A 22,304-nucleotide genomic window follows, 5' to 3' on the forward strand; every position below is an offset into this window, starting at 1 on the left:
CTGCGGCGCCTTACTATTAGAAAAATCGTATAAACTTAATTTTCAACTTCTTGTTCAAGTGCTAGCTCCGCTTTTTCTTTCTTACGTGCTTTCCAGCTTGAGTACATCCACAATGCGATAATGACAATAAATGTTGCGGGAATAAAATTAGAGCCTATTTCAGGATTTTGCACACGTAAAATCGCGGCATAGCCAAAAAGCCCAATAAAAAAACTACCTGCAACAAATTTTGGCAGCCCCATAGGCATCGCTTGATGCAAATAGCGCTGATGTAAACAATACACTGCCAATATCAGGGTTAAAATTGGGAAAAATGAAAAATCGACCAGCGAGTTAAACAACGTTGAAAAGGTTCCATGGGTTGCAAGGCCAATCACAAAGGCTAGCAATAATGTGCTTCTTTCATAACTTTTTTGATCCGTCATTGATTCTCCTTATTATTTAGTCAGGTCTGGGTCAGTTTGATTTTGTTTTTCCTGTTCCCGGCGGTACCAGTAATAGGCGCCTTTCGCTATCATTCTTAACTGTAATACCAGCCGTTCTTCGAGATTTCTGCGTTTTTCTTCATCGATATCTAGCGCCTCTGCACCTGCGCTAAAGACAATCGTTACCATGGCCTCTGCTTGCATTTCAGTAAAATGGCGAGGCATACGGCTTTCAAGTTCAAGATAATCGGCCAATTCCGCAATAAAATGCTGAATTTCCCGAGCGACTGCCGCACGAAACTCAGCAGATGTTCCTGAACGCTCCCGCAATAATAACCTAAAGGCGTTAGGGTTATTACCAATAAACTCCATAAAAGTTGAGACTGATGTACGGATCACACTCCCGCCTTTTGCAATACGCTGCCTTGCTTGGCGCATTAGCTGGCGTAACATCAAGCCGCTTTCGTCGACCATCGTCAGCCCGAGTTCATCAACATCCTTGAAATGACGGTAAAATGAAGTCGGTGCAATCCCAGCTTCACGCGCAACTTCTCGCAAACTAAGGCTAGTAAAACTCCGTTCAGCGCTTAATTGGCTAAATGCGGCTTCGACGAGTGAACGCCGAGTTTTTTCTTTTTGTTTTGCTCTAACGCCAATTGTGTTACTCACGGTGATCCTAGTTTCTTATCATGAAAGGTAAATGTAATAAGCCTTACTCTTCGCCTAGCATACCTGAAAATAGTTAAACTGTTTTGGAGAAAAAGCGACTATCACTACAATTTACTCATTTTCAGAATTTAACTTAGCCTTTTTCAATTAGTTTTTTAACACTGATATACTACCAACCTTTTATTAAACAATACGTCAGCAAATCCTTGGGAGCATGCATAAATATGTGACTAGGGTAAGCGAGTGTAGCCAACGCTGTATCAATTTGAAAAACGACGAGGAAATTAGGTGAAATAACCAACTAATGATAACATCTTGTTGTCATTTTGTTTTAGAGCAGGTCTTACCTCATGCAACTTACCCATTTTGATGCAATAGTCATTGGTTCCGGTCCTGGTGGTGAAGGCGCCGCCATGGGGCTAGTGAAACAAGGAAAAAACGTTGCTGTTATAGAACGTTATAATAATGTCGGCGGAGGCTGTACCCACTGGGGAACCATTCCCTCAAAAGCCCTCCGTCATGCTGTTAGCCGTATTATCGAATTCAACCAAAACCCTCTTTATAGTGATAACTCCCGTAGCTTAAGCTCCTCTTTCTCTGAAATTCTTCGTCATGCTGAAACGGTAATTAGCCAACAAACACGCATGCGCCAAGGTTTTTATGAGCGTAATGGTTGCCAAATGTTTTCGGGTGAAGCCACCTTTATCGATGAGCAACATATCAGTGTCCGTTACGCAGATGGTAGTTGTGACGTTTTAAGTGCGGATAAAATCGTGATTGCCACAGGTTCTCGTCCATACTGTCCGTCCGATGTTGATTTCAATCATTCTCGAATTTATAACAGTGATACGATCCTCAACCTAACTCACGAACCTCGCCATGTCATTATTTATGGTGCTGGTGTTATCGGCTGTGAATATGCATCTATTTTCCGTGGATTAGGGGTTAAAGTTGATTTAATCAACACGCGCGATCATCTATTGGCCTTTCTTGACCAAGAAATGTCAGATGCCTTGTCGTATCATTTTTGGAATAGTGGCGTTGTTATTCGCCATAATGAAGAATATGAAAAAATCGAAGGGGTCGAAGACGGTGTTATTGTTCACCTGAAGTCGGGTAAAAAAGTCAAAGCAGACTGTTTACTGTATGCGAATGGTAGAACGGGTAACACGGATAGCTTAGGTCTCGCTAATGTCGGGATTGAGGCTGATGGCCGCGGTTTAGTTAAAGTCAATAAAGCATATCGCACCACTAATGAACATATCTATGCTGTTGGTGATGTCATCGGCTACCCAAGCTTAGCCTCTGCGGCCTACGACCAAGGACGAATTGCGGCCCGAGCCATTGGTGGTAGTTTAGGTGATGCTCATTTAGTAGAAGATATTCCAACAGGGATTTATACCATTCCTGAAATTAGTTCAGTTGGTAAAACAGAGCAAGAATTGACCGCAATGAAAGTGCCTTATGAAGTCGGTCGGGCACAATTTAAACATTTAGCACGTGCACAAATCGCAGGTATGAATGTCGGTAGTTTGAAAATATTATTCCATAGAGAAACATTACAGATACTAGGTATTCACTGTTTTGGTGAAAGAGCGGCTGAAATTATCCATATCGGCCAAGCTATCATGGAACAAAAAGGTGAAGGTAATACTATAGAATATTTCGTGAATACAACCTTCAATTACCCAACAATGGCGGAAGCTTTCCGTGTTGCGGCTTTAAATGGTTTAAATCGACTATTTTAATTATTTTGTGATTTATGGTTGCCAATAACCTGGCAACCATCATCAATTAAAAAATAATATTGGCGGCTTAACCTTAAACTCTATTTTTATAATAGTTATCCATTGAGTTATAGATGGTCTCAGCTAATTGTTCATAGCGCCCACGTAACGGTGAACCCGGGCGATAAACTAATACAATTGTACGTTTCGGCTCAGGCTCAATACAATTTAAATAACATACCCCATCACGACAAACTTCATTTGGTACCGATAAATCAGGTAAAAGTGTAATTCCACTCCCTGCGGCCACCATATTTCTTAACGTTTCTAAGCTCGTTGCCCTGAAGTGTGTGTCTTCCTTCGCGCCCGCTTGGAAGCAGAAGCCCATCGCTTGGTCACGTAAACAGTGGCCATCTTCTAACATTAATAGCTTTTCACCTGACAACTCACTCATTTCAATCGTATCACGATCATGCCATGGGTGACTCTCATAAATAGCCAGTTTCATCGGTTCTTCGAATAACGGAACAACAATAAAAGGTTCCGTTTCTTTAACTTCCGCTAAAATAGCGCAATCTAATTTACCGCTGTCTAACTGAGCTAATAATTGCTGAGTTTGCGCTTCATGCAAATAGATTTCTAATTTCGGATGAGCTTGGTGCAATTGCGGAATAATATGAGGTAATAGATATGGCGCAACCGTTGGGATTAAACCAATATGTAATGGGCCCGACATGCTTTCCCCTTGGAGGGCGGCCATTTCTTGTAATACTTTAATTTCACGCAAAATAGTACGGGCTTGTTCAACCAATAATAAACCTTGTTGAGTGAAAAGAACTTTGCGGCTGGTTCTTTCTAACAACATAACGCCAAGTTCTTCTTCTAATTTACGAATTTGGCCACTAAGAGTAGGTTGGCTAACATGACAAGAATCCGCGGCACGTCTAAAATGTTTATGTTCGGCGAGTGCGACAAGGTACTCTAAATCTCGAATATTCATATTTCTTTTCCTTTCGTGAATTCTCTGTCAAACCAAAGATAGATAATACCAATCACTATATCGATATTGTTTTGTTTTATCTATTGATAAATTGAAAAATAGGGAGAAAACCTCATTTTCTGTACAAAACCCGCAATAAAATGAAATAAAATGTAATATTTAGAAACAAAATGTGTCATTATTTACCCTCCTGTTATTTACAAAGAAAGCACAACACCAGAAAAACATTAAGTTTTACTTATCATACTTAAAACAGTATTAAATATAAGTGTAAACTCTACTTAAGATCGATATTAAAGTAAAAATCCAATTGACCAACCTCAAAAACATTTCAAGCTAGTACATGGATGCGATCTTAAAAAAAGAAGAAGTAATTTTTTTAAATTTGCATTAATTTATTATTTTAGTTTTATAATTTCATGAGTGAAAATAACGTCATGTATAAAGTCCTTTAAAATCTTACACATAATTACACACACTTTTATTGTGGATAAACTCAAAATAACACCCTATATTTATTATAAGAAAAAAAAGCATAGAACAGCATCAATTCAAATTAATAGTTTTATATAGTCACCTAACTTCTGCAATATCCTCATCAATGATGATAATACGGGGGGCTAAATACTATGAACACTATTATCAGCTTTACCTTCCCCATAAATGATCTAAATAGCAAACAAAGTTATTACAGAAAACCACAAGCATGCCGATATAAGATATGCATGTATATGATGAGCAGTGATACAAGCATAAGTTTGAAAACTGCACATACCAATAAAAATCCTCTAGGGGGTATAACAACATAAATAGGTAATTCAAAATACTGATGAATACCAATATGAATGAGGTAATAAAAATGAAGAGTAAAAGCATCAAATACCAATTCAAGTATCGAAAACATAATTTAGAGCAATACTGAAACGTTTTCATTAATAATAAGGTGGTATTAACCAATATTATTTTGGAAACAAAGAACATCACTCTCCAAAGGTTTAAAAAAGAAATCACAATGCCTTATTTCTGAAACATTTTGTCATATTCATTTTCACTTTCAATTAAACTTTGTAAATTTGTATTTAAAAACAAATTAAAAATCTCAATATAACAGCCATTTTTTATATCTAAAAATGAATATATTCAAGGCGGCTTTAAAAAACGCCACAATAGATTAAACCACCCAAAAGGGGGGTTTTGATGCAAACACAGAACATTAAACACTAACAAGCCAAATTTAACGGAATATTGTAAATATAAATCATTAAAAAATGACCCTAGAGATATATTAAAGCAGGTCATTTAGAATTATATTTTAATACATTTTTAGCTTTTAGATTTACACCTTTTTAGAGTTTTTCATTTTATAATTCTTCCCATAGCAAGATATATGAAAACTTAAACAAACCGAATTACAGAAATTTGAAATTAGGAGCAAACATTATGACTATTAAAAAGATCACTTCAGTATTAACTTTAACTTTCGCTTTAGCTGCAACATCATTCTTTACTACGAATGTACAAGCTGAAGGAAATCAAACAACCATTACTTTTAAAGCCATGATTGTCTCTCCACCATGTACCTATGACATTAATCAAAACAACACAACTTTGAATTGTTTTAATAATGAAAAAAACAAAATGGAATCTAGCCCAATTAATTTTTCCAAAGAGAAAAAATCACCAGAATGGAAAGAATTAAATGGAAGCACGAGTATTTACCAATTCAATTGGACTAATAAAGAAAAAGGATATGCATTATTATCCGTGCAACACGCTTAATTAGAAAATAACCCGATTTTAAAAACACATTACATAAACAACTGATTTAAAACGAATTAAGTTGTAGGGCTCTATTATGCAAAAATCAATAACAGAAAGAGTATTTAATCGTTCATTAACAGCTTTAATATTAGTTTTAGCATTCAGTACATTCAATACCTATGCGAACCAAAGCCCAGAATCAGGCACTATTAGCTTCAATGGCGCAGTGGTTCACCCAACTTGTACGAATGCTGTCTCTGATACACATATTAAATTGAGTTGCTTGAATAATACTGAGTCTACAATGACAAATATTGGGCTAAATAATATTACTCAAGGAAAAGATTGGAACGTTATTAATGATGGTCGAAATGAATACTCATACAATTGGATCAATGAGGAGAAGCAATTAAGAATGTTAACCATTAAATATATTTAAAAACAAACGCGTTATGGGAATTGGGGTAGTCATGCTACCCCCCATTTTTATCTTCTATAACCGATCACAGTTCTAATCGTTTTTTTGCTTCTACAATAGCATTTGCCACTTGTTTCTGAGATACCCCGCCTTTTGCTAACCGCTTATCTAAACAAGATTGTAGTGATAAAACTTCATAGACATCCAACTGAATAGTGCTACTGAATTTTTGCAAATCACTTAAAGCCATTTCCTCTAAAGCTTTACCTTGCCCAATTGCGGCAACAACGGCCTCACCCACAATATGATGCGCTTCACGGAATGGAACACCTTTAGCAACCAGATAATCAGCGAGTTCGGTTGCATTCGCATAACCTTGCTTTGCGGCATCTTCACAACGACCACGACGAATTTGAATACCATCAAGAACCAACGCAGCCATGTGCATGCAATCTAACCAAGTATCTAATGCATCAAATAGCCCTTCTTTGTCTTCTTGCATATCTTTGTTGTAAGCAAGAGGGAGCCCTTTTAGGGTCATCATCATACCTGTCAATGCACCTTGGACACGCCCACATTTTCCACGGATCAATTCCAATGCATCAGGGTTTTTCTTTTGCGGCATGAGTGATGAACCCGATGTCACTTTGTCTGATAGCTCAACAAAGCCAGCTTCTCCGCTATTAAAGAAAATTAAATCTTCAGCAAAGCGGGATAAATGAACCATACCGATACTTGCGTTCGATAATAGTTCAAGAACGTGGTCTCTATCTGATACTGTATCCAAGCTATTACGCGTTGCAGAAGCAAAACCTAACCAAGAGGCAAGCTGCTCACGGTCGATATCATAAGCCGTTCCTGCTAATGCCCCACACCCTAATGGGCTGACATCTAAACGTTTTAAGGTATCTTTTAAACGGCTTTCGTCACGCGCTAGCATTTCGCTATAGGCTAAACACCAGTGGGCAAATGTCACCGGTTGGGCACGTTGTAAATGGGTATAACCTGGCATTACTGCATCTTGGTTATTTTCTGCGGTGATGACCAACGCTTTTTGTAATTCGGTTACCGCTTCAAGTAGCAACGCAACTTGGTCTTTACACCACAATTTTAAATCTGTTGCCACTTGGTCATTACGGCTACGACCGGTATGTAATTTTTTCCCTAAATCACCAACTTTATCAATCAGCTTACCTTCAACCCAGCTATGAATATCTTCTGCGTCACTTTGCAGGATAATTTCAGGGTTATCTTGCACTTCTTTCAGTAAGGAGTTTAGCGCTTGTTCTAAAGTTTGTTGTTCGCTATCAGACAATACACCAACTGTTACTAGTGATTTTGACCATGCGACTGAGCCGATAATATCTTGTTGCGCCAGGCGATAATCGAAACGCAATGAATCATTAAACTGTTTGAACCGTTGATCCGCTTGCTGACTAAAACGTCCACCCCAAAGTGCCATAACTAATCCCTACCTGATTGATAAAATAAGTTTTTAACCCCGACAGCAGTCTTGGCTGCCGGGAGACTACTATTTGATTTATTTCGCTTTGTTTTGTTCTTTCAGCGCACGGATACGTGAAGACAGCGAGTAAAGACGAATAAACCCACCTGCATGACTGTGGTCATAAACTTCATCTTCACCAAATGTGGCAAATTCTTCAGAATACAGGCTCTTATCCGCTTTTTTCTGAATCGCAGTCACTTGCCCTTTATATAATTTCAGAACAACTTCCCCTGTCACATCTTGTGCTAATGATTCAGCAGCCGCTTGCAGCGAGTGACGTAGTGGTGCGAACCAACGGCCATCATAAACCACATATGACATTTCTAAGCCGAGTTGCTCACGCCATTTGTAGCTGTCACGGTCAAGAACCAGTTGTTCAATACCACGTAATGCCGCCATCATAATGGTGCCTCCCGGGGTTTCATAGCAACCACGAGATTTCATACCCACTAAACGGTTTTCAACGATATCAATACGGCCCACTCCATGTTTTGCACCTAAAGTATTTAATGCTTCTAAACAGCCAAGTGGAGACAATGCTTGACCATTTACCGAAACGACTTCACCGTGTTTGACACCAACGGTAACTAATTCAGCTTCATCTGGTGCATCTTGCGGATCGACAGTCCATACCCAACAATCTTGGTTTGCAGCATTCCATGTGCTTTCTAAAACACCACCTTCCGTAGAAATGTGCCATGCGTTTTCATCACGGCTGTAGATTTTTTCAAGGCTAGCTGTTGTTGGAATATTACGCTCTTTCAGATAATCGAGCAGCGCTTCACGGGAACGTAAGTCCCACTCACGCCATGGTGCAACCACTTGTAACTGTGGTGCTAATGCCGTATAGGTGCTTTCGAAACGCACTTGGTCATTACCTTTACCTGTTGCGCCATGGGCAACAGCATCTGCACCCACTTTTAAGGCAATTTCAACTTGCGCTTTAGCAATGATTGGACGAGCCATTGACGTACCTAATAAATAGCTACCTTCATATAGCGCCCCCGTTTTCAATACAGGGTAAATATATTCTTTGATGAACTCTTCACGTAAATCGACGACATAGCACTCGGATGCACCTGATTGTAGAGCTTTTTTCTCTACGCCTACTAAATCTTCACGGTCTTGCCCCACATCCGCAACGAAGGCCACGACTTCGCAATCGTCATAGTTTTCTTTTAGCCATGGAATAATTGCTGATGTATCCAGGCCACCTGAATATGCTAATACAATCTTTTTAATGCCCTTTTTCATAACGTACCTATCCGCTCAATTAATATAGTTATTCCATGGCTCATTTATGATGCCAAGATCCGTGTTCCGATTGCTGTTCCATTAAACAGCTCGGGAAGTTGTTCTGCATGACGCCAACTTGCGATATCAACAGAGCGTTGTAAGGCTGCCGCAGCGTCTAACGCCGCATTGACCTTCACAATCATTCCATCGGTAATAATTCCCTGCTCAATGAGCTTTTGCGCTTTTTGCGTCGTCATTTCGTCAATTTTTTGGCCTTTACCATCCAAAATACCGCTCACATCAGACAGTAAAACCAAATCTGCGTTTAAGGCTTGGGCGATAGCGGTTGCAGCTTGGTCCGCATTTACATTCATCAACTCACCTTCTGGTGTGATACCTATAGAGCTGATAATGGGTAAATAGCCCGCACCCAGCAATAATTTCAATAAGTTCGCATCGCCAGGTTTGGCATCACCGACGTGACCTAATTCTTCGTTTAATTGAGTCACTGTGGCACTTTGCCCATCACCGAGAGAAAGCCCTATGGCTGGAAGTTGATACTTCGTTGCCCATGCCAGTAATGTTTTATTCGCCGTACCCGCTAATGCCCCTGTAATGATATCGATTTGGTCTGCTGGCGTGACTCGTAACCCTTGCTTTTTAACAACAGGTAATTGCAGTTTTTGCATCAATTCATCAACTAAACAGCCACCGCCATGTACAATCACCAACTCACGTTGATGTGCTTGCCGATAGGTTTGAATCGCTGTAAATAATTTTTCAAGTGCCTCGACGCTATCAAGTAACACTCCGCCCAATTTAATCACTAAGGGTTGCATGGGGTTAATCCTTCTTAAAATAAAGACTGAGTTTCAGCAAAACCAAAACGAATATTCATGCACTGAACGGCTTGTGCTGCCGCACCTTTGAGTAGGTTATCTTCTGTACCTACTAAAATCAGGTGTTCACCATTCAATACATAGCCAATATCACAAAACGGTGTCCCCACTACCGATTTCAATGCAGGAACGCCTTTTTCATATAACCGCACTAACGGTTTATTTTGATAAGCATCTTTAAACGTTTGTGTGATTTTTTCTGCCGAAACACCCGCTTTTACTTTGCACGTAATCGTTGCAAGGATGCCTCGAGAGAAATTGCCTAAATGTGGTGTGAAAATAACCTCTCTTCCCAAGTGAGTCGCAATTTCTGGCTGATGGCGATGAGTAAAGATGCCATAAGGTTGCAAACTCACTTCACAAAAGCTGTTAGTCATCGAGGCTTTACGGCCTGCTCCAGAGACTCCGCTGGTGGCATTAATCACTGGCCACATAGCTTCATCTAGCAAATTGCCTTCAATCAATGGTTTAAGTGCTAATTGGGAAACCGTTGGGTAACACCCTGGTACTGCGATCAGTTGCGCTTGACGAATTTTATCGGCCTGCCATTCTGCTAAACCGTAAACTGCTTGCATTAGCCATTCAGTATTTGTATGTTCAAAGCCATAGTATTGCGTATAGAACGCAGGATCTTGAACACGATAAGCACCCGATAAGTCGAACACAACGCAGCCCGCTTCAAGAAACTGAGGGGCTATGTCGTGGCTTACTTCATGTGCAGTGGCAAGAAAAACAACATCAATACCTTCCGCTGCTTCTGCGACATCGGTTAATGGCAGAACGGGAAGGTCTATGATGCCTTTATACTGAGGATGTAAATCAGAAAAACGTTTATTTGCATCCGCACTTTGCTTCGATACCATCAATCCTTGAAGATTAACTTCAGGATGGCGTTGCAAATAACCGGCTAATTCTGCTCCAGTATAGCCACTGGCCCCGATAATGAGTGTGTTCAACATATGCTTTCTACCTTGTACTCGTGACCCAAACAGTTTAATGTGTATTTTTATTCAAATAAAGTGCATGAATATTGATACTATTATGGATAAAGGCTGTCAACAGTGAATATTAAATTACCTGCATTTATTGAGACTTATCGTCAATTAATTGCGACTCCATCGATTAGTGCGACTGATTCTCATTTGGACCAGAGCAATAAAGCCCTAGTGGAACTTCTCGGTGGGTGGCTGGAGACGTTAGGTTTTTCGGTCAACATTCAACCTGTGCCGGAAACGCGAGATAAATATAATTTGCTTGCATCTATTGGTGAAGGAAATGGTGGGCTGATGCTATGCGGCCATACCGATACCGTGCCCTTTGATGATGGACGTTGGAGTAAAAACCCGTTTGAGCTAACAGAGCATGACGGCAAGTTATATGGGCTCGGAACCGCAGATATGAAAGGCTTTTTTGCTTTTATTGTTGATGCGTTACGCGATATGGATTTAACTCAGCTCAAACGCCCACTGCATATATTGGCCACTGCGGATGAAGAAACATCGATGGCTGGCGCACGTTATTTTGCAGCCAGTACCGCGCTAAGACCGGATTTTGCGATTATTGGTGAGCCGACGTCGTTACAACCGATTCGTGCGCACAAAGGACATTTATCAAATGCTATCCGCATTACTGGGCAATCGGGGCATTCTAGTGACCCAGAACGTGGGGTCAATGCCATTGAATTAATGCATGAGTCTATTTCCCATTTGATGGACTTACGAAATACGTTAAAAGAACGATTTAACAACCCTGCATTTGTCATTCCCTACCCGACGATGAACTTTGGTCATATTCATGGCGGTGATGCAGCCAACCGAATTTGTGGTTGTTGTGAATTACACATGGACATTCGCCCACTCCCCGGCCTGACTTTGCAGGACTTAGATGAACTACTCAATGAAGCTCTTGAGCCTGTTAGTGCCCGTTGGCCAGGTCGCTTGGCGATCGAGCCCATGCATCCGCCGATCCCTGGCTATGAATGCCCAACGGACCACAAGATGGTGGCAGTAATTGAACAGTTGTTGGGGCAAAAAGCGGATACCGTGAATTACTGTACTGAAGCGCCGTTTATCCAAGAGCTCTGCCCGACGTTGGTTCTTGGCCCTGGTTCTATTGAGCAAGCACATCAGCCTGATGAATTTATCGATATGCGCTTTATTGAACCTACTCGCCAATTAATTAGCCAAATGGTTGAGCACTTCTGTTTCACTGAGTAAATCTGACTAGCCATCGATTTAAGCGCGACACTGAACAGGGTCGCGTTTTTTATCATGAATTATTTTCCTGTTGCCTTTGAAAAAACCTCAGCGTCATAATTTAATTTAAGTATTGACTATTGGTACCGATCTGGTAATTTCTATTTGGACGTCTAAACGTATAGACGCACAAATGGATATAATAACGTACAAAAAATAGTTAGTTTGCAAATTGCGAGGTTACAGGGTATGAGTTTTTTTCACGCAAATCAGCGCGAAGCGCTAAATCAAAACTTAGCTGAGTTAGATGGCCAAATTAATGTTTCATTTGAGTTTTTCCCACCTCGCAGTGAAGAGATGGAGCAGACACTATGGAAATCTATTGATAGGCTCAAAAACCTGAAACCTCAATTTGTCTCTGTGACTTATGGTGCGAATTCCGGCGAACGCGACAGAACGCACAGTATCATCAAAGATATTAAGGATAAAACCGGTTTAATTGCAGCCCCTCACCTAACGTGTATTGATGCAAGCCCTGATGAACTGAAAGCCATTGCTCGTGACTATTGGAATAATGGTATTCGCCATATTGTTGCATTGCGTGGTGATTTACCTGACAACAGCCGTAAACCAGATATGTATGCTGTTGATCTAGTCGAGCTGTTAAAAAGTGAAGCGGATTTTGATATTTCTGTTGCGGCCTACCCTGAAGTTCACCCTGAAGCCAAAAGCGCTCAAGCCGATTTAATTAGTTTAAAAAAGAAGATTGATGCGGGAGCTAACCGTGCAATCACTCAGTTTTTCTTTGATGTTGAGAGCTATTTACGTTTTCGTGACCGCTGCGTCGCGACAGGTATTGATGTGGAAATCGTGCCGGGGATTTTACCCGTCTCTAACTTTCGTCAACTCGAGCGCTTTGCCAAACTGACTAACGTACGCATTCCTGCATGGATGAGTAAAATGTACGAAGGGTTAGATGACGACCCTGAGAGCCGTAACCTTGTCGGCGCATCAATCGCCATGGATATGGTCAAAATTCTTAGCCGTGAAGGCGTGAAAGATTTTCATTTTTACACGCTGAACCGCTCTGAGCTCACCTATGCTATCTGCCATACTTTGGGAGTTAGGCCTTAATTTAGTCGGATGAGGCGAATATTTTGCCTCATCCCTTTGCTATTTTCTTCTATACTTATAAATATCTTCTATTTCTCCAGAAAAAAATATCAAATAGCTAGAACTAGTTATTTCTTGTTTAAAAAAGAACCAGTGTCTTTAAGGTAAATATATTAACGTGATATCTAAACTAGTTAGATTCGCGAACTACTTTTCCACAATATAACTCATGCTATTATTTTCTTTATATTCAAATTCATTTTGCCACAATAATTATATTTAACGGTTAACGGTATAAATTAACTTTAAACATTATGAAAATCAGGGTTTAAATAAAAGTTACATAACTTAACATTATTGAAATATTAGTTTTTTATGAACATTTATTTATTTCCACTACATTTTTCGCCCATATAAAATCAAATAAAAACAACTAAAAAGCTAAATACATAGAAATAAAAACCATAAAAATGTAACAATTTAGTTAAATTGAGTGGTTTTTAGCATCATTTTATGAACACAATCAGCTATTGAGAAAAATTATCTATAACCAAAATAACCATAAACCATCATTCACTCTACTGTTACTTTCTAATTATGACGGTTTTCATTAAATTATCTTTTTTATTTGAACACTTTTGAATTTTTAAAAAGACGGCGTATATTTAATATTGAGCTCAAGATTAATAGTATTTAATTACCACATGGTCATTGAGGAATTAAAACATGAGTAATAATGCATTAAATTCAAAACACAGTGGAATGGATGATGTCTACGCATCATTAGAATTATCCAAATCATTACCAAAAACCAAGTTTCCATTGAAAGAACAAGCACCACGTAATGTATTTAGTGCAGTACGCGATGAATTAATGCTAGATGGGAATTCACGCCAAAACTTAGCAACATTTTGCCAGACATGGGTGGATGATGAAATTCGTGATTTGATGGATTTGTCTATCGACAAAAACATGATAGATAAAGACGAATATCCACAAACAGCAGAAATTGAAAACCGCTGCGTACATATGTTAGCGGACTTATGGAATTCACCGGATGCAGAAAATACCCTTGGTTGCTCAACCATCGGGTCCTCAGAGGCTGCAATGCTTGGTGGGCTAGCGCTAAAATGGCAATGGCGCAAAAAACAAGCCGCTAAAGGAAAACCGACCGATAAACCTAATTTAATTTGTGGCCCAGTTCAAATCTGTTGGCACAAATTTGCTCGTTATTTCGATGTTGAACTCCGAGAGATCCCTCTTGAAGGTGACCGCCTCATCATGACACCGGAAGAGGTGCTCAAACGTGTCGATGAAAATACTATTGGTGTCGTACCGACCCTTGGAGTGACATTTACCTGCCAATATGAGCCCGTAAAAGCTGTACACGATGCGCTCGATAAACTACAAAAAGAAACTGGACTGGATATTCCTATCCATGTGGATGGTGCTAGTGGCGGCTTCTTAGCTCCATTTTGTGCACCAGATTTAGAATGGGATTTCCGCTTACCACGTGTAAAATCCATTAATGCATCAGGCCATAAATTTGGTTTGGCGCCATTAGGCGCTGGCTGGGTTATTTGGCGTGAAGCCAAAGACCTTCCAGAAGAATTGATTTTTAATGTGAATTATTTAGGCGGTAATATGCCAACATTCGCACTGAATTTCTCTCGCCCTGGCGGTCAAATCATTGCTCAATATTATAATTTCTTGAGACTGGGTCGCGAAGGCTATGCAAAAATCCACAACGCTTGCTATGCAACTGCACAATACCTCAGCCGTGAAATTGAAAAATTAGGGCCATTTGAAATGATTTTTGATGGTGATAGCCAAACTGGTATCCCTGCATTAGCATGGAAACTGAAAGAAGGCACCGCCACCAGCAAATATTCCCTCTATGACATCGCAGACAAACTGCGTAGCCGTGGCTGGCAAGTTCCTGCTTACTCCATGCCAGCAAACCGTGAAGACCTTGTTATTCAACGTATTCTAGTGCGTCATGGGGTTAGTTTAGATTTAGCCGCATTACTCATTGATGACTTCAAACGCACCTTAGAGTATTTCGATAAGCACCCCGTCAATAAACCGCTAACAGAAGAAGAAGGCGGCGGCTTTAATCACAGTTAATTCTTTTATTCATGATTGTGTTGTTAACGAGCCAAAGAGCCTTAGGTTCTTTGGCTCCTACTGAGATCCGCCCTGAAAAGGCAGATTGTTTATCGATTTGAGGAGAACTCGTATGGCAACAACGACAGCTCCAGCCGCAAAGCAACTGACACTACTTGGCTTTTTTGCCATCACTGCATCAATGGTGATGGCCGTTTATGAATATCCAACATTTGCAACATCTGGCTTTAGCCTCGTATTTTTCCTGCTATTAGGAGGATTATTGTGGTTTATTCCTGTCGCATTGTGTGCCGCAGAAATGGCAACCGTAGAAGGTTGGGAGGAAGGTGGTGTATTTGCATGGGTTTCTAATACATTAGGCGAACGTTGGGGATTTGCCGCTATTTCATTTGGTTATTTACAAATTGCGATTGGCTTCATTCCTATGCTGTATTTCGTATTAGGGGCACTGTCTTATATTTTGAATTGGCCAGAACTAAATACAGACCCAATCACTAAAACGATAGGGGCACTTGTTATTCTCTGGGTATTGGCTTTCACCCAATTTGGCGGAACTAAATATACTGCCACGATTGCGAAAGTCGGTTTTTTCGCAGGCATCTTGCTTCCAGCGCTAATTTTGGTCTTTCTAGCGATCAGCTATTTAGCCAGCGGCTCTCCATTGGCCATTGAAATTAGTACTGAAACCTTTATTCCTGATTTCACCAAAATTGGCACACTCGTGGTATTTGTCGCCTTTATTTTGAGCTATATGGGTGTTGAAGCTTCAGCAACTCACGTTAATGAAATGAAAAACCCCGGTCGAGATTACCCCGCAGCGATGTTTTTACTCATGATAGCGGCAATTTGTTTAAGCTCAATTGGTGGGTTATCGGTAGCAGCGGTGATCCCAAACAGTGAAATTAATTTATCTGCTGGTGTGGTACAAACATTCAATGTGCTTGTCACACACTTTAATTCATCCTTTGAATGGGCAGTGAGAATTATTGCGGCACTATTATTGCTTGGCGTGCTGGCTGAGATTGCTTCTTGGATTGTGGGGCCATCCCGCGGGATGTATGTCGCGGCACAGAAAGGTATTCTGCCGCAAGGCTTTGCCAAGGTGAATAAAAATGGCGTACCGGTAACACTGGTGATTTCGCAGTTGTTGATCACAACAGTAGCGATTATCGTCCTCACCAATACTGGGGGCGGTGGTAATATGTCATTCCTTATTGCTCTAGCCTTAACGGTAGTTATCTATTTATGTAGCTATTTCATGCTATTTTTAGGTTATATGCAGTTAGTTTGCAAACAACCAGAGAAAAAACGTGTCTTCAATATACCGGGAGGTAAAGGCATTAAACTTCTCATTGCGTTAGTCGGCCTAATTGTTTCTATCTTAGCCTTTGTGATTTCATTCTTCCCACCGAGTTCTTTACCGAATGGTGCGAGCAATACCACCTATGTGACGTTACTTGCGGTTAGCTTTGTGATTATTTTCTTACTGCCTTTTGTAATTTATGCTTTCCATAACAAACAAGGTAAGAAAACTAATGTCTCTATGGTGCATATCAAAACGCATAATGCGCCAGCTAACCATTTCTTTATTCACCCTCGAGCTCGTTCTGCGTATCACTTGATTCATCATGATAAACCAGACGATGGTTCATCCAACTCGTAATAACCCGTAAAAATAATGAGGGCTACCATTTGGTAGCCCTCATATTATTCAAGTACTTTAAAAATCAACAAACTAACCCGTATTACGCATGCCTGCTGCCACACCAGCAATCGTCACCATCAAGGCTTGCTCGACACGTGGGTCGGGCTGCTCTTGTTGGCGGGAGCGGTGTAAAAGCTCTGCTTGTAAGACATTTAATGGGTCAGTATAAACATTACGTAATGCGATGGATTCCGCTATCCAAGGTAAATCCGCCATTAGCGCTTCATCTTTTGAAACCGCCAACACGCTTTTAATATCTTCAGATAACTGGTCACGCAGTTTTTGCCCTAATGGCCATAAGCGCTCTTCCACCAAGCGGTGGTCGTAATATTCCGCCAGCCATAAATCTGCTTTTGCATAAACCATTTCTAACATCGCAATACGCGTATTAAAGAATGGCCACTGCTGCCACATTTCATCAAGAATGGCTTGTTTGCCTTCTTTCTCAATGACATGTTTTAGCGCCGCTCCTGCCCCTAACCATGCGGGTAACATTAAGCGGTTTTGCGTCCATGCAAAAATCCATGGGATCGCACGCAAAGTTTCCACACCACCAGTTGGGCGGCGTTTTGCAGGACGCGACCCAAGCGGTAATTTACCTAGCTCTAGCTCCGGTGTTGCGGCACGGAAATAAGGCACAAAATCCGGTTGTTCACGTACATAATCACGGTACATCGCACAAGACACATCAGATAGCGAATCCATCACGGACTTCCACTCATCTTTTGGCTCTGGTGGCGGTAAAAGGTTCGCTTCTAATATAGCACTGGCGTATAACGCAAGGCTGCTAATGGTAACTTGCGGCAAACCGAATTTAAAACGGATCATCTCGCCTTGCTCGGTTACCCGCAACCCTCCTTTTAAACTACCCGGCGGTTGAGAAAGTAATGCAGAATGTGCAGGCGCACCACCGCGTCCAATTGTGCCGCCACGCCCATGGAATAATGTCAGTGTGACACCTTCTTTCTCACACAATTTAATCAGTGCATCTTGCGCGCGATACTGTGCCCATGAAGCCGCCATTACCCCTGCATCTTTAGCAGAATCAGAGTAACCAATCATCACCATTTGGCGATCATCGATAAGGTTGCGATACCACTCAATGCTTAACAGCTTGGTCATCACACTTTCTGCGTTATTTAAATCTTCCAGTGTTTCGAATAGTGGCGCGACGGGTAAGCGGACTGACGCCCCATTCTCTTTTAGCAGTAATTTAACCGCCAACACATCTGATGGGACTTTCGCCATTGAAATAACATAAGCCGCAACAGAATCATTTTTGGCTTTCGCAATCACTCGACAAGTTTCAAACACTTCCTGTGTTTCTGCACTCGGCTGCCAATCTTGCGGGATAAGTGGGCGTAAAGATTGTAGTTCTTCCAGCAAGAACTGTTGTTTTTCCTCTTCTGACCACTGCGAGTAATCACCCAACCCTAAATACTGAGTGAGCTCTGCAATGGCTTCAGTGTGACGAGTACTTTCTTGGCGCACATCAATACGTACCAGTTGCAAACCAAAGCTACGAATACGGCGCAGAGTATCCAACAACTGACCATTGGCAATAATTTTCATATTGCAGGCAATTAATGATTGGTAGCATGCGTATAGCGGGTCCCATAATTGGGCGTTATCCACCAATAAGTCTGCCGGTGGTAAAACTTGCTCGCCTTTTACACGGCGCTCTAAGTACTCTAGCGTCGAAAATAGTTGGCTACGTAAATTTTTCGCGATTTGGCGATAAGGCTCGTCAACGTCATCCCCCCCAGCTAGCGCACGCAGCTCTGGGGTCGCTTCCGTCATCGAAAGTTCTGAAACCAATACTTGAATATCTTTGAGGAATAAGTCTGCCGCTTTCCAGCGACTCAGCAATAGAACTTGGCGAGTCACATCCGCAGTTACGTTCGGGTTACCATCACGGTCTCCACCCATCCATGAGGTAAAACGAATAGGATTGGCTTCAACCGGTAATACTGCCCCAATAGAGTCCTCAAGTTGTTCGTTAAATTCACGTAAGAAAGCAGGAACCCCTTCCCACAATGAATTTTCCACAACAGCAAAACCCCATTTAGCTTCATCAATGGGTGTTGGGCGAATTTTACGAATTTCATCGGTATGCCATGATTGAGCCACCAATTGACGCAAGCGGCGCATGATATTATTGCGTTCATAATCCGCAATGTCATCATGGTCGAGTTGTGACAAACAGTTGTTTACCTCAACTAATTTATGGATCAACGTACGGCGAGCAATTTCCGTTGGGTGAGCCGTTAAAACCAGCTCAATTGAAAGCTGTTCAACTGCTTTTTGGATATCACCATCAGTGAAGTTTTTGCCTTTTAATCGGCTAAACAGATTTTTCAATGCTACTGGGTTACTTGCCGCTTCGCCGTGAGGCGAAATACTGTGGTATTGCTCAGCGACGTTTGTCAGGTTTAAGAATTGGTTAAATGCCCTTGCAACGGGTAGCAATTCATCATTAGAAAGATTTTGTAATGTCATCAGCAGTTTTTGCCTCTGAACTTCATTACCTGCACGAGAAGATTTGGAAAGCTTACGAATGGACTCAACTTTGTCGAGTATGTCCTCACCTAAGGCTTCCTTGATGGTATCGCCGAGTAGCTTACCCAGCATACTGACATTACTGCGCATTGCGGAATATTGCTGATTCATGAGACTCCTGACCTTGTGCTTCTGGCAGAATGCATTCCCGCACGGTTCACGGTTAACAGACTGCTACCTGTTTCCTGTAACAAAATTTCAGTCGGCTGCGTTAGAGTTGTCGTTTTGTGATGCAGGCCGCTAAATTTACCCTTCAGTGTATATTCATATCAGAAAAAAATGACTTTGGGGGATTTTTCTGAAATTTAATTACAGCCTTATTTTTATTAATTTTTCTTATTTAAGTATTGTTTCAGCGCAATATATCGTCGATTCAGCACTTTTAAGACATGAATAATGTTTAAGAATTAAATCATCAGAATAAAAAACAGAAAATGAAGGGATAAATTAAAAATCTTCATGATGCATTAGTGCCCTCAATACCGAAGAGAACACCAATGCACTGAATAAATGATTATAAAAGTTGAGAGAGTCGGTTCAGATCCGATTGAATAGCACCCGCAGTCACATCGCGCCCCGCTCCAGGCCCACGGATCACTAATGGGTTATCTCGATACCAACGGCTTTCAATAGCAAACACATTGTCACCCGGTAATAATGAGGCCAGTGGATGTTCCGGCTTCACCGCTTCCACCCCCACTTTTGCTTTGCCTTTTACCGCATCAAACCGTGCGACATAACGTAGCACTAACCCAAGTTCTTGCGCTGCTTCTAAGCGCTGCTGCATTTGCTCGTTAATAACCGCACTGTTTTCAAAAAACGCGTCCAAAGAACCTGCCTGTGCTTGTTTTGGCACTAAAGACTCAACTCTCACATCATCCGGCTCGATGTCATAACCCGCTTCACGGGCTAAAATAATTAATTTGCGCATAACATCTTGCCCCGACAGGTCAATACGTGGGTCTGGTTCAGTTAACCCTTGCTGCCAAGCTTGCTCTACTAGCTCACTAAATGGGATGGAGCCGTCAAACTGTAAAAATAGCCATGATAGCGTTCCAGAAAAAATACCACTGATAGTCAGGATAGAGTCACCGCTTTCTTTTAAATCACGTACTGTATAGTTAATCGGTAACCCTGCCCCTACCGTCGCGTTATATAACCAGTGACGACCTGTTTTTGCGAACGCATCGCGAATTTGACGATATTGTGCCGTTTGCGCCGCCCCCGCAATTTTATTTGCACTAATCACATGAAAACCATAACTGGCAAAATCTACATAGTCATCTGCCAACGTTTCACTGGCTGTGACGTCTAACACCACTAAATCATCATAAGGGTGGGAACGCATCCATAAAAATAGGTTATCGTCCTCATGCTCTACGGCTTCATCATCAAAGAAAGCTAGTGCACGACTTGGGTCAATCCCTTGGTAATTCAGTAAGCTACGGCGGCTGTCTACTACGCCAGCTAGGACGAAATCAAAGTCACTACGTGCAGAAATTTTGTGTTGCTCCGCGGCAAAAAGTTCTAACCAACGCGCGCCAATATTCCCTTTACCAAATAACACTAAACCAATGCGTTTTTCTGCGCGGAATAAGCTTTGGTGCATCCCTTTAATTAGATGTTCCGTTTGGTTAGAACGCAAAACAGCAACTAAACTGATATCGTCCTCTGAATGCCAAATAAATTCAACAGGTTGCCCTTTTAATTCCTCATAAAAGCGGTGGCTATGTAACGGTTTTTTACACACCCCCGCACCGACTAATGCAACCAGAGAAAAACCTTCGCGTAATGATAATGATCCCGGTAAACCGGCTTCTTCAAGGGTATTTAAGGCACTTTCGACAATCTCGGAGGTATAGCACAATTGCAGTAAAGAACGGTCATGATGAATACCGCGAGCCAAAGGGCGCAATTGAGCACGTTTAAGTAATAAATCCACATCTTTGCAGATTTGTTTAAAATCACGCCCCGCGGCGATACGCAATTCAATCAGACACACATCATCATGACTAGTCACGATTTTCGCACCAGCCCCTGATGCAAGCACCCGTTCAATTTTTGTTGAACCCTGTTCAGGTTGATAGCTACACCTTAATTGCAAATCAATGTTGCTCACAGAAACAGGCTGTAAAGTCCGTGTATGTAAAACGGGAGCCGCTAAACGCGCTAATTCACTCGCTTCATCAAGACGTAACAAAGGCAGTAAACACGCATCTTTCACTTTGCGAGGATCCGCGCTATATACCCCAGCAACATCACTCCAAATCGTCACTTTAGCGGCATCCGCCAATGCACCAACTTGTGTTGCAGAATAATCACTGCCATTACGCCCGAGTAATACGGTTTCACCTTGCTGATTACGTGAAATAAACCCTGTTACCACAATACGACGGTTAGGTAATTGCGTTAGCTGTTGCTGTAACAAATACCGTGACTGTATTTCATCAACTTGTGGCTGTGCCGCACGTTCCGCACGCAGAAATAAACGTGCATCGAGCCATGCACTTGCCATATCAGCTTGGGCAAGCACTTCTGCCATCAAGCGAGCTGACCAGATTTCACCGTGCCCGACCACTTCTGCATAAATCGCATCATTTATGGGTTGATCCAGCAATGCGCTTAAACGCTCTAAATCGTGAATAAATAACTGGCTTAGCTCTGCAGCCTTTTGTTCAGGTAAAAGAGATTCAATTAAATCAAGTTGATAGCGGCGTAATGATTGCTGAGCTTGATGAGCCGAAATACGATCGCTTTGGCTTAATTTTAACCAGTTAATCAACTGATTTGTTGTACTACCCGCGGCAGAAACCACCATTAAATCACCGGGTTGGCTATAGTTGGCCATAATTGTTGCAACGCGTTGATAGCACTTCGCATCGGCTAAACTACTGCCCCCAAACTTATGTAACTGGCGGTGGCAAGGAGCCACCTCAACCGCTGTTAGTACACTCATCAAAAAA

General features: G+C 41.4%; 16 protein-coding genes. 7 read left to right on the top strand and 9 right to left on the bottom strand.

Going from position 1 to position 22,304, the window contains the following annotated elements; all coding sequences use genetic code 11:
* Window positions 1–35: 35 nt before the first annotated feature.
* Together PZ638_RS20020 and fabR are read right to left on the bottom strand one after the other, a co-directional pair.
* Entirely contained in the window at window positions 36–425 is a 390-nt protein-coding gene (locus tag PZ638_RS20020; protein WP_004265352.1) for a YijD family membrane protein, read from the bottom strand.
* Window positions 426–437: 12 nt separating this feature from the next.
* Window positions 438–1,094, bottom strand: a complete 657-nt coding sequence (gene fabR / locus PZ638_RS20025; RefSeq protein ID WP_004265350.1) for an HTH-type transcriptional repressor FabR — start codon at window positions 1,092–1,094, stop codon at window positions 438–440.
* 350 nt (window positions 1,095–1,444) lie between these two features.
* Between fabR and sthA the strand changes: the two genes are divergently transcribed.
* Entirely contained in the window at window positions 1,445–2,842 is a 1,398-nt protein-coding gene (gene sthA, locus PZ638_RS20030) for a Si-specific NAD(P)(+) transhydrogenase (RefSeq protein WP_004265342.1), read from the top strand.
* Between the two features lie 73 nt (window positions 2,843–2,915).
* Here the strand turns inward: sthA and oxyR are convergent, their stop codons facing one another.
* Window positions 2,916–3,821: a DNA-binding transcriptional regulator OxyR gene (oxyR, locus tag PZ638_RS20035; protein WP_004265340.1), complete on the bottom strand. Its 906-nt coding sequence runs from the start codon at window positions 3,819–3,821 to the stop codon at window positions 2,916–2,918.
* 1,440 nt (window positions 3,822–5,261) lie between these two features.
* On the opposite strand from oxyR, the gene PZ638_RS20040 reads away from it, so the two are divergent.
* Together PZ638_RS20040 and PZ638_RS20045 are read left to right on the top strand one after the other, a co-directional pair.
* The gene (locus tag PZ638_RS20040; protein WP_094961910.1) at window positions 5,262–5,600 is read left to right on the top strand and encodes a pilus assembly protein; all 339 of its coding nucleotides are present in this window, start codon (window positions 5,262–5,264) and stop codon (window positions 5,598–5,600) included.
* A gap of 76 nt (window positions 5,601–5,676) precedes the next feature.
* Entirely contained in the window at window positions 5,677–6,021 is a 345-nt protein-coding gene (locus PZ638_RS20045; RefSeq protein WP_094961909.1) for a hypothetical protein, read from the top strand.
* Window positions 6,022–6,085: 64 nt separating this feature from the next.
* Here PZ638_RS20045 and argH read toward each other — a convergent pair whose 3' ends face one another.
* The 4 genes from argH to argC all read right to left on the bottom strand — a co-directional run bounded on the left by argH (window position 6,086) and on the right by argC (window position 10,601).
* Window positions 6,086–7,462 (bottom strand): argininosuccinate lyase, encoded by a 1,377-nt coding sequence (argH, locus tag PZ638_RS20050; RefSeq protein WP_206277471.1) that lies wholly within the window; start codon window positions 7,460–7,462, stop codon window positions 6,086–6,088.
* Window positions 7,463–7,540: 78 nt separating this feature from the next.
* Complete coding sequence (locus PZ638_RS20055) at window positions 7,541–8,761, bottom strand: argininosuccinate synthase (protein ID WP_004265334.1); 1,221 nt, start codon at window positions 8,759–8,761, stop codon at window positions 7,541–7,543.
* Window positions 8,762–8,805: 44 nt separating this feature from the next.
* Window positions 8,806–9,582 carry an acetylglutamate kinase gene (argB, locus tag PZ638_RS20060; RefSeq protein WP_094961907.1) on the bottom strand — a complete coding sequence of 259 codons (777 nt, stop codon included), beginning with the start codon at window positions 9,580–9,582 and terminating at the stop codon, window positions 8,806–8,808.
* 14 nt (window positions 9,583–9,596) lie between these two features.
* Window positions 9,597–10,601 carry an N-acetyl-gamma-glutamyl-phosphate reductase gene (gene argC / locus PZ638_RS20065; RefSeq protein ID WP_206277472.1) on the bottom strand — a complete coding sequence of 335 codons (1,005 nt, stop codon included), beginning with the start codon at window positions 10,599–10,601 and terminating at the stop codon, window positions 9,597–9,599.
* Window positions 10,602–10,703: 102 nt separating this feature from the next.
* On the opposite strand from argC, the gene argE reads away from it, so the two are divergent.
* The 4 genes from argE to gadC all read left to right on the top strand — a co-directional run bounded on the left by argE (window position 10,704) and on the right by gadC (window position 16,740).
* Window positions 10,704–11,858 carry an acetylornithine deacetylase gene (argE, locus tag PZ638_RS20070; protein ID WP_275612176.1) on the top strand — a complete coding sequence of 385 codons (1,155 nt, stop codon included), beginning with the start codon at window positions 10,704–10,706 and terminating at the stop codon, window positions 11,856–11,858.
* A gap of 228 nt (window positions 11,859–12,086) precedes the next feature.
* On the top strand, window positions 12,087–12,971 hold the full coding sequence (metF, locus tag PZ638_RS20075; RefSeq protein WP_094961904.1) for a methylenetetrahydrofolate reductase: 885 nt from the start codon (window positions 12,087–12,089) through the stop codon (window positions 12,969–12,971).
* A gap of 705 nt (window positions 12,972–13,676) precedes the next feature.
* Window positions 13,677–15,077, top strand: a complete 1,401-nt coding sequence (gene gad / locus PZ638_RS20080) for a glutamate decarboxylase (protein ID WP_004265325.1) — start codon at window positions 13,677–13,679, stop codon at window positions 15,075–15,077.
* A 112-nt stretch (window positions 15,078–15,189) separates the two neighbouring features.
* Window positions 15,190–16,740 (top strand): glutamate/gamma-aminobutyrate antiporter, encoded by a 1,551-nt coding sequence (gene gadC, locus PZ638_RS20085; RefSeq protein WP_094961903.1) that lies wholly within the window; start codon window positions 15,190–15,192, stop codon window positions 16,738–16,740.
* Window positions 16,741–16,812: 72 nt separating this feature from the next.
* On the opposite strand, the gene ppc is transcribed toward gadC, so the two are convergent.
* Window positions 16,813–19,452, bottom strand: a complete 2,640-nt coding sequence (gene ppc, locus PZ638_RS20090) for a phosphoenolpyruvate carboxylase (RefSeq protein ID WP_094961902.1) — start codon at window positions 19,450–19,452, stop codon at window positions 16,813–16,815.
* Between the two features lie 403 nt (window positions 19,453–19,855).
* Window positions 19,856–22,297 (bottom strand): bifunctional aspartate kinase/homoserine dehydrogenase II, encoded by a 2,442-nt coding sequence (locus PZ638_RS20095; protein WP_094961901.1) that lies wholly within the window; start codon window positions 22,295–22,297, stop codon window positions 19,856–19,858.
* Between the last annotated feature and the right edge of the window lie 7 nt (window positions 22,298–22,304).

It is taken from the genome of Providencia hangzhouensis (assembly GCF_029193595.2).
Taxonomy (GTDB): domain Bacteria; phylum Pseudomonadota; class Gammaproteobacteria; order Enterobacterales; family Enterobacteriaceae; genus Providencia; species Providencia hangzhouensis.

Bases quoted from the DNA above. Each gene is read 5' to 3' on its own strand.
- gad (WP_004265325.1), top strand. From the start codon at position 13,677: ATGAGTAATAATGCATTAAATTCAAAACACAGTGGAATGGATGATGTC.
- argB (WP_094961907.1), bottom strand. From the start codon at position 9,582: ATGCAACCCTTAGTGATTAAATTGGGCGGAGTGTTACTTGATAGCGTC.
- PZ638_RS20045 (WP_094961909.1), top strand. From the start codon at position 5,677: ATGCAAAAATCAATAACAGAAAGAGTATTTAATCGTTCATTAACAGCT.
- ppc (WP_094961902.1), bottom strand. From the start codon at position 19,452: ATGAATCAGCAATATTCCGCAATGCGCAGTAATGTCAGTATGCTGGGT.
- PZ638_RS20095 (WP_094961901.1), bottom strand. From the start codon at position 22,297: ATGAGTGTACTAACAGCGGTTGAGGTGGCTCCTTGCCACCGCCAGTTA.
- PZ638_RS20055 (WP_004265334.1), bottom strand. From the start codon at position 8,761: ATGAAAAAGGGCATTAAAAAGATTGTATTAGCATATTCAGGTGGCCTG.
- argC (WP_206277472.1), bottom strand. From the start codon at position 10,601: ATGTTGAACACACTCATTATCGGGGCCAGTGGCTATACTGGAGCAGAA.
- PZ638_RS20040 (WP_094961910.1), top strand. From the start codon at position 5,262: ATGACTATTAAAAAGATCACTTCAGTATTAACTTTAACTTTCGCTTTA.
- gadC (WP_094961903.1), top strand. From the start codon at position 15,190: ATGGCAACAACGACAGCTCCAGCCGCAAAGCAACTGACACTACTTGGC.
- argH (WP_206277471.1), bottom strand. From the start codon at position 7,462: ATGGCACTTTGGGGTGGACGTTTTAGTCAGCAAGCGGATCAACGGTTC.
- oxyR (WP_004265340.1), bottom strand. From the start codon at position 3,821: ATGAATATTCGAGATTTAGAGTACCTTGTCGCACTCGCCGAACATAAA.
- sthA (WP_004265342.1), top strand. From the start codon at position 1,445: ATGCAACTTACCCATTTTGATGCAATAGTCATTGGTTCCGGTCCTGGT.
- metF (WP_094961904.1), top strand. From the start codon at position 12,087: ATGAGTTTTTTTCACGCAAATCAGCGCGAAGCGCTAAATCAAAACTTA.
- PZ638_RS20020 (WP_004265352.1), bottom strand. From the start codon at position 425: ATGACGGATCAAAAAAGTTATGAAAGAAGCACATTATTGCTAGCCTTT.